A 15,397-nucleotide genomic window follows, 5' to 3' on the forward strand; every position below is an offset into this window, starting at 1 on the left:
TCTCACGCATGGCGCAGCGACGGATCAGGATCGGGATCGACACCGGAGGCACGTTCACCGACGTCGTCGCCTTCGAGGAGGACACCGGCGAGCTCGTCACGACCAAGACACCGTCGACACCCAGCAACCCGGCGGACGGCTTCATCAACGGCGTGACCAAGGTCCTCGACCTGATGGGGGCCACCGGGCAGGACGTCACCGCCGTGGCCCACGGCACCACCGTCGCCACCAACAAGCTCCTCGAGGGCAAGGTCGAGCGGCTCGGGTTCGTCACCAGCGAGGGCTACGAGTTCATGCTCGAGATCGCCCGGCAGGCCGTCCCCGACGGCTACGGCAACTCCTACTTCTGGGTGAAGCCCCCGCGCATCGTGCCCGCCGACGCGGTCCGGACCGTGGGCGGCCGGATGGACTTCCAGGGCAACGAGATCCGGCCCTTCGACGAGGCCTCGGCCGTCGCCGCTGCGCACTGGTTCCGCGACCACGGCATCACCACGCTCGGCGTCTGCTTCCTGCACTCCTACGCCGACGACTCCCACGAGCTGGCCATGCGCGAGGTGCTGCGGCGCGAGCACCCCGAGGCGATCGTGTCGATCAGCAGCGAGGTGCTGCGCGAGTACCGCGAGTACGAGCGCTCGATGACCACCCTGGTCGACGCCGCCGTGAAGCCCAACGTCAGCCGCTACGTCACCAACATCCAGCAGCGGCTGGCCGAGATCGCCCCGGACGCCGCCTTCTCGATCATGAAGTCGAACGGCGGCGTGCTGTCCGCCGACGAGGTCGTCCACCAGCCGATCACCACGGTGCTGTCGGGCCCGGCGGCCGGCGCGCTGGGGGCCGGGCTGATCGCCAAGCGGGCCGGCTTCCCCAAGGTCCTCACCTGTGACGGTGGCGGCACCTCGACCGACGTGTCGGTGGTGCTCGACGGCGAGCCGACCCTGACCACCGAGGGCACCGTCGGCGCCTACCCCAGCAAGATCCCGATGATCGACGTCGTCACGGTCGGCGCGGGCGGCGGCTCGGTCGCCTGGGTCTCGCCCGAGGGCACCCTCAAGGTCGGACCCCACTCGGCCGGCGCCGACCCGGGTCCGCTCTGCTACGGCAAGGGCGGCACCGAGCCGACCATCACCGACGCCCACGTCGTGCTCGGGCGGATCCCGCCCCACCTGCTCGGCGGCGAGATCCCGCTCGACGTCGAGGCCGCCCGCACCGGCATCGACGAGCTGGCGGCCAGGCTCGGCATCGACCCCGTCCGCTGTGCGACCGGCATCCTCGAGATCTCGGCCTGGAACCAGGCCAACGCGCTGCGCCAGGTGTCGGTGAAGCGCGGCCTCGACGTCCGTGACTTCATGCTCACCACCTTCGGCGGGTCCGGCTCGTTGCTCGCCTGCCGGCTCGTCGACATCCTCGACCTGGCCGGGGTCGTCGTCCCGCAGAACCCCGGCAACGTCAGCGCCTTCGGGCTGCTCACCGTCGACGTGAAGAACGACTACGTCCAGACCATGGTGTCCAAGCACGCGGCGCTCGACCACGCAGCCGTCCAGAAGACCTTCGACCACCTCACCGACCGGGCCGCGAAAGCCCTTGACGGAGAAGGCTTCCCACGCGACGCCCACCGCTACACGCGCACCGTCGACCTGCGCTACTTCGGCCAGGCCTTCGAGGTGCGCGTCACCGCCCCCGACGGCCTCGTCGACGAGGCGTATGCCGCGCACGTCGCCGAGTCGTTCCACGAGGCGCACCGCACCCTCTACGGCTATGACTTCTCGGCCGACCCCAGCCAACAGGTCGAGTGGGTGAACCTGCGCGTCACCGGGATCGGCCCGATCACCCGACCGGAGCTGCGCGACCTCCCCACCCGGGGCGCCCGGTCTTCGGAAGATCCGCCGGGTCAGGGCACCGCCGATCTTCCGAACAACCGCACTCGACGCGAGGTCTGCTTCGACGCGGACCAGGGCTACCGGGACACGCCGGTGCTGTGGCGTCCCGACCTGCGCGCCGGCGACACGTTCGACGGGCCGGCCATCGTCGAGGAGTTCGGCTCGACGGTGCCGGTGCACCCCGGCTTCACCGTCCGGGTCGACTCGATCGGCAACCTGGTCATCACCAGAGCCACCACCACGACGACCACGACGGAAGGTGCGCGATGAACACCGCTGGCCTGCCCACGGCATACGAGCACGGCAACCGGCTGACCCCGCTGGGCACGCAGGTCGACCCGATCCTCGTGGAGATCGTCCAGGGCACCCTGGCCAGCGTCGAGATGGAGGTCGAGACGGCGATCGCCCGCACCAGTCGCTCGCCGATGATCCGCGACGCACACGACTTCCGCGCGGGTATCCACGACCGGCAGCTGCGCAAGCTGACCGGCCGGTCCTACAGCGCGCTCGTGCACCCGATCGCCCGCGACTTCCCGCTCGACGAGATGTCCGAGGGCGACGTCTTCTTCCACAACGACGTCTACGAGTCCGAGGGTGGGATCGGGCACCTGCCGGACCTCTGCGTGACCGTGCCGGTGTTCAGCGGTGGCGAGGTGGTGGCCTTCGTCCAGGCGTTCGGCCACCACGACGACATCGGTGGGGCTGTCCCCGGGTCGATGCCGAGCAACGCCTCCAGCGTCTTCGAGGAGGGGCTCGCGGTCCCGCCGATCAAGCTGTGGGACAAGGGAGTTCCCAACAAGGCGGCGCTGCGGATCATGACCCGCAACAGCCGGATGCCCGACTCGCTGGCCGCCGACCTCGACGCCGAGTGCTCGGCCTGCCTGATGGGGGCGCGCCGGCTGTCCGAGCTGTTCGAGCGCTACGGCCGCGACACCATCGAGGCGACCTTCGACACCATCCTCGACCAGACCACCGAGACCTACCGTCGCGAGATCCTGTCGAAGATCCCCGACGGCACCTACGTCTGGGAGGACTACGCCGAGCACGACGGCGTCGACGACCCCAAGCTGCACACCCAGCGGATCACCCTCACCAAGGAGCCCACCGGCGGCCCCGGACCCGGTGACGGCGGCCCCCGCCTCATCATCGACTTCACCGGCACCGCGCCGCAGGCCAAGGGACCGATCAACCACTGCGGCGACTACGTCGGCGGCAACTTCCTGAAGAAGTGGCTGGCCCCGATCCTGCGCAACCTCGCCGACAGCCCCGAGCGGATGGCCGAGCTCGACGTGAACGAGGGCGTCGTGCCCCTGATCGAGATGCGCTTCCCCGACAAGGGCACCCTGCTCACCCCGATCTTCCCCGCCCCGACGAACGCCCGGACCTTCGTCATCCTGCGCCTGCTCGGGGTGCTGGCCGGCGTGGTGGCCAAGGCGGTGGACGGCAAGATGCCCGCCGACCAGGAGACCATCCGCTACACCGGCGTCTACGGCAAGGACCGCGACGGCAACGACTACCTCATGCGCGAGGTGCTCGGTGGCGGTTCGGGCGGCCGCTACTACGCCGACGGCGAGGACACCATCCACGTGGTGCCCGACTCGCGCAACCTGCCGACCGAGTTCACCGAGAGCCGGTTCCCGTTCATCGTCGAGCGGCTGGGGCTCGCCGTCGACTCCGGCGGCGCGGGCCGGTACCGCGGCGGGCTGGGCTACGAGAAGCAGATCCGGATGCTCAAGGACGCGCACTTCATGTCGATCGCCGACCGCTCGATCCTCGCGTGCTGGGGCGTCAAGGGCGGCAAGGCGGGCAGCTCGTTCAGCGTCATCATCGACGTCGGCGGTCCCGAGGAGCGCGAGGTCGACGCCCTGGCCGACGCCGAGCCGGTCAAGGCCGGCCAGGTGATCCGGATCCGCACCACCGGAGGCGGCGGTTGGGGCGACCCGCTCGAGCGCCCCTACGAGGACGTCGAACGCGACCTGCGCTGGGGCAAGGTGTCCTTTGAAGGTGCGCGCACGGCATACGGGGTGGTCGCCTCGGGGACCAAGGACGCGCCGGTCGTCGACACGGCAGCGAGCGACACGCTGCGCCAGCAGCTGCGCGACGCGCGGCCCGAGGCGGCACCGTTCTTCGACCGCGGCCCCGGTTACGCCCGCCTCGCCGACGGCAAGGACGCCGCCGACGTCGACTGGCTCTGACCGGTGTCGGATTCCGCGAGGTGTGGCAGCCTGCTGCCGTGACCCTTCCCCGCGCCGACGTCGACCCCGATGGCCTGCTGGAGTACTCCGTCGTCTTCACCGATCGCTCGCTCAACCACATGTCGAAACGCTTCGTCGGGGCGATGCAGGACATCATCGACGTCCTGCGCACGACGTACTCGGCACACACGGTCGCGGTCGTCCCGGGTGGTGGCACCTACGCCATGGAAGCCGTCGCCCGACAGCTGGCCACCGGCCGCCGGTGCCTCGTCGTGCGCAACGGCTTGTTCTCCTACCGCTGGTCGCAGATCCTCGACGCCGGTTCCGTCGCCGAGGACGTGACGGTATGCCGTGCCCGTCCGGTCACGGGCGCGCCGCAGGCGCCGTGGGCCCCGGCCCCGGTCGCCGAGGTGGTCGAGGCCATCGAGCGCGACCGTCCCGAGGTCGTCTTCGCGGCCCATGTCGAGACCGCGGCCGGCATCCTGCTGCCGGATGACTACGTCCGGGCGATCGCCGACGCGACGCACGCCGTCGGTGGTGTCTTCATCCTCGACTGCATCGCCTCGGGAGCCCTCTGGGTCGACATGGCCGACCTCCATGTCGACGTGCTGCTCAGCGCTCCCCAGAAGGGCTGGAGCGGGTCGCCGTGCGCCGGCTTCGTCATGCTCTCGGAGACGGGCCGCGACCGCGTCATGGCCACGACGTCGACCAGCTTCGCGGTCGACCTGCAGAAGTGGCTGACGATCACCGAGGCCTACACCGAGGGCCAGACGCCCTACCACGCGACGCTGCCCACTGACTCGCTCGCGCGCGACGCCGCGCTCATGGTCGAGACCCGCGCGCTGGGCCTCGACGTGCTGCGCGACGCCCAGACCTCACTCGGCGCCCGGGTGCGCGCGTTGCTGGCGGAGCGTGGCTTCCCCTCTGTCGCCGCCGAGGGCTTTGCTGCGCCGAGCGTCGTGGTGTCGTTCACCGATGACCCCGAGATCCGCACGGGGGCGAAGTTCAAGCGGGCCGGGATGCAGGTCGCTGCGGGCGTGCCGCTGATGTGCGGCGAACGTGACGACTTCTCGACGTTCCGCCTGGGCCTCTTCGGCCTCGACAAGCTGACTGACGTCGACGGCACGGTGGAGCGCTTGGCTGCCCACCTGAAGCACTAGCCCGTACCTGTCGGGCTGACGCCGAGGCGCAGAACCCTCAGTGGACCTCGGCGCCCAGGGCGAGGTCGAAGCCGGCACCATTGCTGGCCAGCCCGACCAGCAGGAGGCCGGCCGACTCGAGGATCGAGGCTGCCTTCAGCCCTCCTGCGTCGAGGGTCCTCAGCTCCAGGCTCTCCAGGAACGCCGTGACGGTTGACTTCGCCTCAGCGCTGTCGCCGGCGATGAACGCGTCCAACGGTGTGCCCTTCGCAAGGACCTGGCCGAAGATCGTGTTCAGCGCCTTCACGACGAGGGCGCTCTCGGGAGCGGCAGCCGCGATCTCCTGAGCAGCCGAGCTGGTGGTCACCAGACCGCTGGCGTCGGCGTTGAACGGGTTGGAGATGTCCACGAGGATCTTGCCGGCCAGTGCATCCCCGTACTTCGCGACTGCATCAACCGCGCCGCTGTACAGGACGGCCAGGATGACGATGTCACCTGCCGGCGGTGCGCCGAACGTGCCGACGGTGGCCCCGTGGCCGATCTGGTCGGCGAGCGCCTGAGCCTTGGCGGTGTTTCGGCTCAAGAGCTCGACCGTGTGGCCGTGTCGTGCTGCCCGGGTGCCGATGGCGGAGGCCATGTTGCCCGAGCCGATGATGCTGATGGTGGTCATGATGATGGTTCCTCCTGGATTGGTGGGCGGGTGCCAGGTGAGGCACCGCGGCTTGCATGGTTCACAACCGGAGGCACCCCTCATTCTATTCCGGAGGGATCCCTCAACTTGACCGGAGGTGCTTCGGTTTCCGAGAACGGGACGCGTGAACGGCTTCTGAACAGCGCAGAAGCGGAGGCTGCCCTCAGCATCGTCGGTAGACTGGTGGAGTGAGCCAGAGCGACGTCGAGCAGCTGCGGAGACCGCTGCGCCGGGATGCCCGGGAGAGCCGCGACAAGCTCATCGCCGCGGCGCAGGCCGAGTTCGCCGCCCACGGCGTGGATGCCTCCTTGGAGAAGATCGCCCGCGACGCCGCCGTCGCCATCGGCACCCTGTACCGGCACTTCCCCACTCGTCTTGACCTGCTCATGGCCGCGCTCAGGCCTCGGCTCCAGGAGTTCGTCGACGGGGCAGACCGGGCCGTGGAGATGGATGATCCGTGGGACGGGTTCGTCGCCTACCTGGACAACCTGTTCGCGGTCCAAGCCGGAGACCGAGGCTTCAACGACTTCCTCTCCCGCCGCTTCCCCGGCAACTCTGAGACCGAGCACATCCACGACGTGATGTGCCAACAGATCGATGACGTTCTGGCCCGGGCCCAGGAGGCTGGCAAGGCTCGCCCCGACATCACCCGGGCGGACATCATCAACCTGATCTGGTCCAACGGCCGCATCATCGATGCCACCAGCGCCAAGGCGCCCGCGGCGTGGCGGCGCCAGCTCTACCTCATGCTCGATGCCTACCGGACCGAGCGGGCACACTCGCTCCCCGAACCACCCATGACGGACGACCAGCTCTACGACGCCATGGTCCATCTCAGCAAGGTGAAGTAGCGACGCGCTGGCGTTGTTGACCGGCGAAGCAGGCGTGGTTTCAGGGGGCGACGGCGAGGGCCAGTGCGGTCATCGCTGAGACTGCAGAGGCGTTCGTCAGTCCGTTGTCGAGACAGAGGGACCGCCAGGTCCAGAAAGACACCGCGTGCCCCACGGCGCCGACGAGCTGTTTGGATCGTCGTGAGGTGCCGAACGATTCGAGGAGCACGTCGCGGAAGGCGTGGTCTCGCTGGGACAGCTGGGCCTGGATCGTTGCCGGCAAGTAGTCCCAGTCGCCGTAGATCTGACGGAGCATGGGCTCGCCGGACCGGTAGAAGCGGTACAGGTCGGTCAGCCCGACGCGCAACCGCTCCTCGGGGTCAGAGGCGTTGGCCCATGCTGACGGCTGGGGAAGACGCTGTTGGGCAGTCCAGTGGGCCGAGCAGGCCGCGAAGAGGGACTCGTCGTCGGGAAAGTGCCGATACACCGTCAACCGTGTGACGCCCGCGCGCTCGGCGATCCCGGAGATCGTCGTGTGTGCCGGCCCCACGCTCTCGTGGAGCAACGAGGTGGCCTCGACGATGCGAAGGCGTGTCTCCTCGATGCTGCGGGCGCGCTGTCGCATCCGGTACGCGCGACTTTTGGATGAACGCTCGTGTTCAGTCAAAGTATTGACACCACTTCGGGCTGGGAGGACATTGGCTGAACACCAGTGTATTTCCATATCCGTCGGTCCACGTGAAGAAGAGGTGTTCCATGCCAGGTGTCGAGGCCCCGCCGCTGACCGTGATCCAGCCCGGCGAGGGACGGGAAGGGTCCCTCGGCTCGATCGGGGTGGTGTTCAAGCTGTTCGGGGAGCAGACGAACGGCCAGGTCTCCGTCGTCGAGCACCCGTTCCCGGTAGGCGCTCTCGTGCCGCCGCACCTGCACACGCTGGAGGACGAGTACTCCATTGTCACCGAGGGCGCGATCGGTTTCCGGTCCGGTGATCGTGAGGTCGTCCTCGAGGCGGGTGGGTACATCACCAAACCGCGTGGCGAGCTGCACACCATGTGGAACGCCGGTAGTACGCTGGCAAGGATGATCGAGATCATCAGTCCGGCAGGCTTCGAGCACTTCTTCTGGGGACTGGCAGACGAGCTCACGGACGGGCCACCCGACCCCGACGAGCTCGCTCGTCTCGCCGAGAAGCACGGCCTGCTCTTCCAGGACGCGCCGTGGCTGCCCGACCTGGTCGAGCGCTACGGCCTGACGCCCCTACCGCCTCGATAACCAGCGCAACGCCGCGGAAAGCGCCCCGTCCAGAAGACCACGCAGCCCCGGCGCCTCTCCGGGCCGGGCTGCCTCGGCTAGTCGTCGAACAGGGCACCAATCTCGGGCGACCTGCGACGGTAGCCATCGAGCAGGGCGCGGGCCGTGCTAACCGAGTCGACCAGAGGGTGCAGGGCGAAGGCCTTGAGCGCCGCGCTTTCGGACCGAGTGGTCACGGCTTCGATGACGAGCCGCTCGACCGCCTTGACCTGCTGCATCAGACCAAGCATGTGTTCCTCAGCCGCTGGCACGTGGCGGGCGTGGGGGCCGGCGCGGTCCACGGTGCACGGGATCTCGACCACGGCGTCCTCGGGCAGACCCGGGACCGCTCCAGCATTGCGGACGTTGAGGATCAGGTCGGCTACCTCGCCGCTCGCGATGGCCGCCATGACAGCCAGGGCCACGCCCTCGTACCCCCCGCCGGCCATGTCGGCGTCGTCGCGTGACTCGTCCTCCGCCCGCGCCTCCTTCATGTAGGTCAAGTCCCGCTCGGCGCGCACCCGCTGCCATACCTGCAAGGCAGTCCCGGGGTTGGCAGTCACGGCGGCGTAGAAGCCACCCTGCTGGTCGTGGAGGAACTCACCCCGGGTCTGGTCGGCCGTCTTGATGGCGGCCACCGCCTCCCGCGTGAAGTAGTAGTAATAGAGGTACTCGTTGGGGACCGCCCCAAGCGCGCGCAGCCACTGCGCACCGAACAGCCGACCCTCCTCGGTGTTCGCCAGCAGGTCGGGCGAGGACAGCAGGCGCGGCAGGTGATCGGTGCCGTCGTGGTGCAGAGCGCGCAGCCACCCGAGGTGGTTGAGGCCGACGTAGTCAATCGTGGTGCTTTCCTGCGGGAGCCCCAGAGCGTCAATGGCTCTGCGCGCCAAGGCGATCGGGGAGTCACAGATGCCGAGGACATGATCGCCGAGCACGCCCTGCATCGCCTCGGTGACAATGCCGGCGGGATTGGTGAAGTTGATGAACCACGCGTCGGGCGCCAATTCGGAGGCCCGCTGGGCGATGTGCAGAGCGACTGGCACCGTGCGCAGGGCATATGCCAGTCCACCCGGACCGGTGGTCTCCTGTCCCAGCACGCCGAGGTCGAGGGCGACGCGCTCGTCGACAATCCGGCCCTGCAAGCCACCAACGCGGATCGCCGAGAACACGAAGTCGGCCCCCCGCAGGGCTTCGTCGAGGTCAGTGGTCTCGGCCACCGACGGCGAGCCGTCGACTCCCTGGGCCATCTGCCGCACGATCTGTCCGATCGCGGCCAGACGCGTGACATCGAGGTCGAACAGGACGACCTGGTCGACCCGGTGCAGCGAGGCGTCGCGCAACAGCGCGCCGAAGACCAGCGGCACGCGAAAGCCTCCGCCGCCCAGAATCGCCAGCTTCACTGCCGCACCACCTCCACTCTTTGCTGGGCAGGCTACCCACCTCCATCGCGAGCCGTACCTCAGGCTCGTCATGAGGGTGGTTGCATCGTTGGGTCCGGTCGCGTCACCATGGCCCGGACTCGCCAAATACGGGGCTTCCCCTGTTGCGTGGCCGGGTCCGGGGGTGAGAGGAGGACAATCATGGGCGCCCACGTCTTCGACCCCCTCGCCGGGCTGCGAGCGCCCGGGGACCCGGAGGTCGACGTCTTCCTGCAGGGCACCGTGTTCCTCGACATCATCTTCACCGGACTCGCGAGCATGCCCAAGAACGGCACGGAGGTGTTGGCCGAGGGGATGGGGTCCTCACCGGGCGGCATCGCCAACCTTGCCGTCGCCGCCTCGCGGCTAGGGATGCAGACCGCCCTGGGCGCGGCGTTCGGTGACGATGACTACGGCGAGTTCTGCTGGCGCACCCTTGAGGAGCAGGAGGGCATCGACCTGTCCCGCTCGCGTCGCTACTCCTCGTGGCACTCGCCCGTCACCGTCTCCATCGCGGTCGGTCGGGACCGTCGCATGGTCACCCACGGCCATGCGGCCCCGGAGAACGCCAGCGCCATGATCGGCACCCCGCCCAGGGCTCGGGCTGTGCTGCTCGACCTCAAGGCCGACCAGCCGCTCGGTGCCGGCCACGCTGGTCGCGAGTGGGCCGACCAGGCGCGCAAGGACGGCGCGTTGATCTTTGCCGACGTCGGGTGGGATCACACCGGCAAATGGCCGACCCACGTGGTGGACCAGCTCGAGCACTGCCACGCCTTCATGCCCAACGCCGTCGAAGCGATGTCCTACACCCGCACCGACACCGCGCAGGACGCCCTCTTCGCCCTCGCCGACCGGGTACCGCTGGCAGTCGTGACCAACGGCAACGACGGCGCGCTCGCGATCGACGGCTCGACGGGCGAGGAGGCCGCCGCGCCAGCTCTGCGCGTCAAGGCGATCGACCCGACGGGTGCCGGGGACGTCTTCGACGCCGCGATTACGCTCGGCACGCTCGCCGGCTGGCCGCTGGCCCATCGCCTCAACTTCGCCAGCCTCTGCTCCGCGCTCGCGGTCCAGGAGTTCGGGGGCTCGCTCGCGGCACCCGGGTGGGGAGACATCGCCGACTGGTGGCACCGCCTCCGCGACAGCGACGACCGCAGCGCGGCCGCGGCGTCCATGCGTCGTCGCTTCACCTTCCTCGAGGCGCTGGTACCCGTCGGGCCTTCCAACGCGGTCCGTCGCGCCGCCGCCACCATTGCCAAGCAGTCGGATGTCTGACGCACCAAAGGACGCAGGACACGATCTGCGGCGTCAGATGGTGGTCGTCGAGACGTCCGATCTCAGGCGGCGGGCTGACAGATGCTCTCGAAGCTCTCGAACTGCCAGACACCGTTCACGGAGTGCAGCCTCAGCTCCACGAAGCAGGTCTCCCCACTACTCACGCGTGCTTCGCTGAAGAGCCGGAGACTCACCTGCGAGAAGTCCTGACCGTCCTTGCGGAACTCATGGGTCACTGACCGGAACTGGCTGGTGAAGGAATCCGACTCGGACTCTCCCGTGAGGGTCACGCTGCCGTGAGAGATCAGCGTCAACACCACGTTGCCGCCCGGGGTCGCCGCCAGGTTGCCGACAAGGACCACGTCGCTGCAGAACGTGCCCAGACCCTCCTCAACCGCGCAGCCCTGAAGGCGTTGCACGTCAGCCCCTGAGCTGCTGGAGGCCGCGGCGGGGCCAGTTGAGCCCCAGGTGACGGCGCCGATCAACGCCGCGGTCGCAATGGCTCCGCGCATGGCAACTCGCCTCGCTCCAGAATCGCTCTCCATGAAGTCAAGCAGCCCCTGGCGCCCGCATACATCGCCAAACGACGTAGGCGTTCTGCTCGGGCCATCTGATCTCGCTGGCGCCGTCGACACACCCCTAGGCTGCTGCCATGTCGATGGCCCACACCGACGCGGTGTTCTTTGAGGACGGCAAGGCGTTCGAGTCCTGGCTCGACGAATACGCGTCGACCGCCACGCACGTCTGGATTCGGATGGCCAAGAAGGGCACCGGCGTCACGTCGATCAATTGGACGACGGCCGTGGACGTGGCGCTCTGCTTCGGCTGGATCGACGGCATCGCCCGGCGGCTCGACGACGAGTGGTACGTGCAGCGGTTCACCCCACGGCGCGCGAAGAGCGTCTGGTCGAAGATCAACCGCGAGCGCATCGAGCGGCTCACCGCCGAGGAGCGGATGCGCCCCGCTGGGCTGGCCGTGGTGGAAATGGCGAAGGCGGACGGCCGATGGGACGCCGCCTACGACAGCCCGGCGACCGCAGTGGTGCCCGACGACCTTGCCGCCGCCCTGGCTGCGCGCGACCTCACCGACGTCTACGCCGCGCTGGACGGCCGCAACCGCTTCGCCTTCCTGAATCGCATCCAGACCGCGGTGCGCCCGGAGACCCGCACCCGTCGCATCGAGCAGCTCACCGACGCCCTCGCCCAGGGCAAGACCCCGTTCCCGGCGCCGACGAAGAAGTCCGGTACCTAGGGCTCGGACACCAAACTGCCGGAACGTGGTCGATGCACCCCCATTGGGCGCCTGAACGTCGTAGCCCTCTCTGGGCGGCGTGACGCAGGGTGTGGCGGCTGGTGATCAGCGCAGCGCTGGTGTGGCCGGCATGACCCGCCGCGGGCCTCTCCCGTGTGGGCGCAATGCCCTGACAGGATGAGGCGGTGAGCGCACCGCTGGAAGACATCGTCGTCATCGACCTGTCGCGGGCCCTGGCCGGGCCACACGCGGCAATGATGTTGGGCGACATGGGCGCTCGCGTCATCAAGGTCGAGTCACCCGGCACCGGGGACGACACCCGCGGGTGGGGGCCGCCGTTCGTCGGACCCGACGACGAACCCATCTCCACCTACTTCCTCGCGGCCAACCGCAACAAGGAGTCGATCACCCTCGACCTCAAGTCCGACGACGGCCGCGACGTCCTGACCAAGCTGGTGCAGCGCGGCGACGTGCTCGTGGAGAACTTCCGCCCGGGCGTCCTCGACCGGCTGGGCTTCTCGGCCGAACGGCTGCACGAGCTCAACCCACGGCTGGTCCTGCTGAGCATCAGCGGCTTCGGCCACGACGGGCCACAGGGCGGACGGGCCGGCTACGACCAGATCGCGCAGGGCGAGTCCGGGCTGATGTCGGTGACCGGCCCCGACGCCGACACCCCGCAACGGGTCGGCGTGCCGATCGGTGACCTGCTGGCGGGCATGTACGGCGCGTACGGCGTGGTGACCGCTCTCCACGAGCGCAACACGACCGGCGTCGGCCGCGTGGTGCGCACCAGCCTGCTGACTGCCCTCGTCGGCGCCCACGCGTTCCAGGGCACCGCCTACACCGTGGCCGGGCACGTCGGCCGCGCCCAGGGCAACCACCACCCGTCGCTGTCTCCCTACGGCCTCTTCCACTGCCAGGACGGCGACATCCAGGTGGCCTGCGGGAGCGAGTCGTTGTGGCGCAAGCTCGCCGAGGCGTTCGACATCGACCCCGCCAGTCCCGGCATGGCCACCAACCGCGAGCGCACCGTCAACCGCGACCTGGTGACGGCCGCCCTCAACGCCGCCTTCGCGGCATACCCCCTCGCCGAGCTGCTTCCCCGGCTGGCCGAGCTCGGGATCCCTGCGGGCGAGGTCCGCACCATCGACCGCGTCTACGACTGGGACCAGACGCGGTCGCAGGGCCTGGTCCTCGACGTCGATCACCCCGTCCTCGGCCACATCGAGCTGCCCGGCCCACCGATCCGCTTCGACGACAACCGGTATGCCGGTGGGCGCAGTGAGCACGACGCGCCGCCGACCCTCGACCAGCACGGCGCCAGCATCCGCGCGTGGCTCGACGAGCCGGACGCCTGACGGCTCAGCCCCAGACGAGGCGTTCGAGCCGGCGGATCCCCGGGTGGGCAAGGCACCGGCCGCCCCCCGACAGCCGGTAGCTCCCGGGCGCGACTCCGTGGGTCGCGTCGAACCGGTGCGAGAAGTGGGCGACATCGGCATACCCGCACTCACGAGCGACCACGGCCAGGGTGAGGTCGGGCGTGGCACCAGGACGAGGCGCACATCCCGACGCGCGACCGCTCGCTGACCGCGGCCTGGATCGCCCTGGACGATGCCACGGTCGAGAACGGCTGCCTCTGGGTCATCCCGGGCTCGCACCGGTCCGGGGTGGTCTTCCCGACCCGACCTCAGGACGACGACCGGTTCGACTGCACCGACGAGGCCTACGACTTCGGTTACCGCGAGCAGGACGCGGTGCCCGTCGAGATCCCGGCCGGGTCGGTCCTGCTGTTCGACGGCTACCTGCTCCACCGGTCGCTCCCGAACTCCGGGCGGCACGGCATGCGGCGTGCGCTGGTCAACCACTACATGAGTGCGGAGTCGCTGCTGCCGTGGTTCCCACCTCAGCCGGGCGAGGCGATGGCCTTGCTCGACCATCGCGATATCCTCATGGTCGCCGGACGGGACCCCTACGCTGCCGCCGGCACCACAGACGTGATGCGCCCGCACATCAGACCTGATCGTGAGGGTGGTTGCCTGCGCTGAAAGGTCAGGACAACGCATCACGAAAGGCCACCCCGTGACCGGGGTGGCCTTTCGTCGTGCACCGGGTTCCGGGGTGGACCTCAGACCGCGCGCAGCGGCTTGCGGTTGCGCAGCTTGCGGCGCACCTGCTTGCCGATCTCCTCTGCCGCGATGCCCAGGCGGTTGCGGCCCGGCTCGGGGTTCGGCAGCGCGAGCGAGATGACCTGGCTCCACGCGGACGCGACCTGCTTGGGCAGCGGCCCGGTCGTGTAGGTCAGGCCGTAGCGCTCACAGATCTCCTGCACCTTCGGCGCGATCTCGCCGTAGCGGTTGCTCGGCAGGTCGGGGAAGAGGTGGTGCTCGATCTGGTGGCTCAGGTTGCCCGACATGATGTGCAGGGCCTTGCTGCCCGAGATGTTGGCCGAACCGAGCATCTGGCGCAGGTACCACTCGCCACGGGTCTCGCCCTCGATGGACCCCCGGGCGAAGGTCTCGACCCCGCTCGGGAAGTGGCCGCACATGATGATCGAGTGCGTCCAGACGTTGCGCACGAAGTTGGCCGTCGCGTTGGCCGCGATGGTGTGGAAGAACGACGGGCCCGAGAGCAGCGGGTGGATGAGGTAGTCCTTGCGGGCCTGGCGACCGACCTTGCGCAGCACCATCTTGCCGTTGCGCTTGAACTCCTCCTTGTCGCCCCGGCCGGCCAGCTGCTTGCCGATCTCGAGGTCGTAGGCGGCGATGCCGTACTGGAAGAAGCACATGTTGACGAAGTTGTAGATCGGCTGGCCGAGGTAGGCGGGCGTCCAGCGCTGGTCCTCGTCGACGCGCATGATGCCGTAGCCGAGGTCGTTGTCCTTGCCGATCACGTTGGTGTACGTGTGGTGCAGCTCGTTGTGGCTGTGCTTCCACAGCGCGGCCGGGGTGGCGCTGTCCCACTCCCACGTCGTCGAGTGGATCTTGGGGTCGCGCATCCAGTCCCACTGGCCGTGGAGGATGTTGTGGCCGACCTCCATGTTGTCGAGGATCTTCGCGACGGACAGGCCGGCGGTGCCGACGATCCAGGCCGGCGGGAAGATCGAGAAGAGCAGCACGGCGCGCGAGGCCAGCTCGATCTTGCGCTGCACGTCGATCACCTTGCGGATGTATGCCGCGTCGCTGGCTCCGCGGGACTCCAGGACTTCCTGGCGCAGCGCGTCGAGCTCCATGGCGAGCGCCTCGACGTCCTCGGCGGTCAGGTGCGCCGTGGGGTCTGCCTTGCCGGAGCGCTTGGGCACGTGGCGACGCTCGGCGATGGCGGTCGAGAGCCGGCTGTTCGTGGAGCGGGGCGACGGGGTGCCAGGAGCCTTGGGGGTCGAGGCGGCCGAACCGTCGATGGTGAGGTCATAGGTCTCTGCAGTGGCAGTCAT

General features: G+C 69.0%; 14 protein-coding genes and 1 pseudogene. 9 read left to right on the forward strand and 6 right to left on the reverse strand.

Annotation, left to right across the window (positions count from 1 at the left end):
- Positions 1 to 8 precede the first annotated feature (8 nt).
- From ASG91_RS12635 to ASG91_RS12645, 3 genes are read left to right on the forward strand one after another with little or no spacing between them, the layout of a single operon-like run.
- Positions 9 to 2,147: a hydantoinase/oxoprolinase family protein gene (locus tag ASG91_RS12635; RefSeq protein ID WP_056922979.1), complete on the forward strand. Its 2,139-nt coding sequence runs from the start codon at positions 9 to 11 to the stop codon at positions 2,145 to 2,147.
- Positions 2,144 to 4,072, forward strand: a complete 1,929-nt coding sequence (locus tag ASG91_RS12640; RefSeq protein WP_056922980.1) for a hydantoinase B/oxoprolinase family protein — start codon at positions 2,144 to 2,146, stop codon at positions 4,070 to 4,072. The genes ASG91_RS12635 and ASG91_RS12640 overlap by 4 nt, the downstream gene beginning before the upstream one ends.
- A 38-nt stretch (positions 4,073 to 4,110) precedes the next feature.
- The gene (locus tag ASG91_RS12645; protein WP_056922981.1) at positions 4,111 to 5,232 is read left to right on the forward strand and encodes an aminotransferase class V-fold PLP-dependent enzyme; all 1,122 of its coding nucleotides are present in this window, start codon (positions 4,111 to 4,113) and stop codon (positions 5,230 to 5,232) included.
- Between the two features lie 37 nt (positions 5,233 to 5,269).
- Here ASG91_RS12645 and ASG91_RS12650 read toward each other — a convergent pair whose 3' ends face one another.
- Entirely contained in the window at positions 5,270 to 5,881 is a 612-nt protein-coding gene (locus tag ASG91_RS12650) for an NADPH-dependent F420 reductase (protein ID WP_056922982.1), read from the reverse strand.
- A gap of 209 nt (positions 5,882 to 6,090) precedes the next feature.
- Between ASG91_RS12650 and ASG91_RS12655 the strand changes: the two genes are divergently transcribed.
- Positions 6,091 to 6,753 (forward strand): TetR/AcrR family transcriptional regulator, encoded by a 663-nt coding sequence (locus ASG91_RS12655; RefSeq protein ID WP_056922983.1) that lies wholly within the window; start codon positions 6,091 to 6,093, stop codon positions 6,751 to 6,753.
- Between the two features lie 40 nt (positions 6,754 to 6,793).
- On the opposite strand, the gene ASG91_RS12660 is transcribed toward ASG91_RS12655, so the two are convergent.
- On the reverse strand, positions 6,794 to 7,357 hold the full coding sequence (locus ASG91_RS12660) for a TetR/AcrR family transcriptional regulator (RefSeq protein ID WP_056922984.1): 564 nt from the start codon (positions 7,355 to 7,357) through the stop codon (positions 6,794 to 6,796).
- A 131-nt stretch (positions 7,358 to 7,488) separates the two neighbouring features.
- Here ASG91_RS12660 and ASG91_RS12665 point away from each other — a divergent pair, with 131 nt between their 5' ends.
- Complete coding sequence (locus tag ASG91_RS12665) at positions 7,489 to 8,004, forward strand: cupin domain-containing protein (protein ID WP_056922985.1); 516 nt, start codon at positions 7,489 to 7,491, stop codon at positions 8,002 to 8,004.
- Positions 8,005 to 8,081: 77 nt separating this feature from the next.
- Here the strand turns inward: ASG91_RS12665 and ASG91_RS12670 are convergent, their stop codons facing one another.
- Positions 8,082 to 9,422: a 6-phospho-beta-glucosidase gene (locus tag ASG91_RS12670; protein WP_056922986.1), complete on the reverse strand. Its 1,341-nt coding sequence runs from the start codon at positions 9,420 to 9,422 to the stop codon at positions 8,082 to 8,084.
- Positions 9,423 to 9,602: 180 nt separating this feature from the next.
- Between ASG91_RS12670 and ASG91_RS12675 the strand changes: the two genes are divergently transcribed.
- Positions 9,603 to 10,715 (forward strand): carbohydrate kinase family protein, encoded by a 1,113-nt coding sequence (locus ASG91_RS12675; RefSeq protein ID WP_056922987.1) that lies wholly within the window; start codon positions 9,603 to 9,605, stop codon positions 10,713 to 10,715.
- A gap of 62 nt (positions 10,716 to 10,777) precedes the next feature.
- Here the strand turns inward: ASG91_RS12675 and ASG91_RS12680 are convergent, their stop codons facing one another.
- Entirely contained in the window at positions 10,778 to 11,227 is a 450-nt protein-coding gene (locus ASG91_RS12680; protein WP_056922988.1) for a hypothetical protein, read from the reverse strand.
- Between the two features lie 140 nt (positions 11,228 to 11,367).
- Here ASG91_RS12680 and ASG91_RS12685 point away from each other — a divergent pair, with 140 nt between their 5' ends.
- Positions 11,368 to 11,967, forward strand: a complete 600-nt coding sequence (locus ASG91_RS12685) for a YdeI family protein (protein ID WP_235545593.1) — start codon at positions 11,368 to 11,370, stop codon at positions 11,965 to 11,967.
- Between the two features lie 185 nt (positions 11,968 to 12,152).
- Complete coding sequence (locus ASG91_RS12690) at positions 12,153 to 13,325, forward strand: CaiB/BaiF CoA-transferase family protein (protein ID WP_056922989.1); 1,173 nt, start codon at positions 12,153 to 12,155, stop codon at positions 13,323 to 13,325.
- Positions 13,326 to 13,329: 4 nt separating this feature from the next.
- Here the strand turns inward: ASG91_RS12690 and ASG91_RS20695 are convergent, their stop codons facing one another.
- The gene (locus ASG91_RS20695; RefSeq protein WP_200961298.1) at positions 13,330 to 13,488 is read right to left on the reverse strand and encodes a hypothetical protein; all 159 of its coding nucleotides are present in this window, start codon (positions 13,486 to 13,488) and stop codon (positions 13,330 to 13,332) included.
- Positions 13,489 to 13,517: 29 nt separating this feature from the next.
- On the opposite strand from ASG91_RS20695, the pseudogene ASG91_RS12695 reads away from it, so the two are divergent.
- Positions 13,518 to 14,012: pseudogene (locus ASG91_RS12695) on the forward strand (phytanoyl-CoA dioxygenase family protein); the annotation flags it as partial.
- A gap of 80 nt (positions 14,013 to 14,092) precedes the next feature.
- Here the strand turns inward: ASG91_RS12695 and ASG91_RS12700 are convergent.
- The gene (locus ASG91_RS12700) at positions 14,093 to 15,397 is read right to left on the reverse strand and encodes an acyl-CoA desaturase (protein ID WP_082594146.1); all 1,305 of its coding nucleotides are present in this window, start codon (positions 15,395 to 15,397) and stop codon (positions 14,093 to 14,095) included.

The sequence above is a fragment of the Phycicoccus sp. Soil802 genome (assembly GCF_001429605.1).
Classification (GTDB): domain Bacteria; phylum Actinomycetota; class Actinomycetes; order Actinomycetales; family Dermatophilaceae; genus Pedococcus.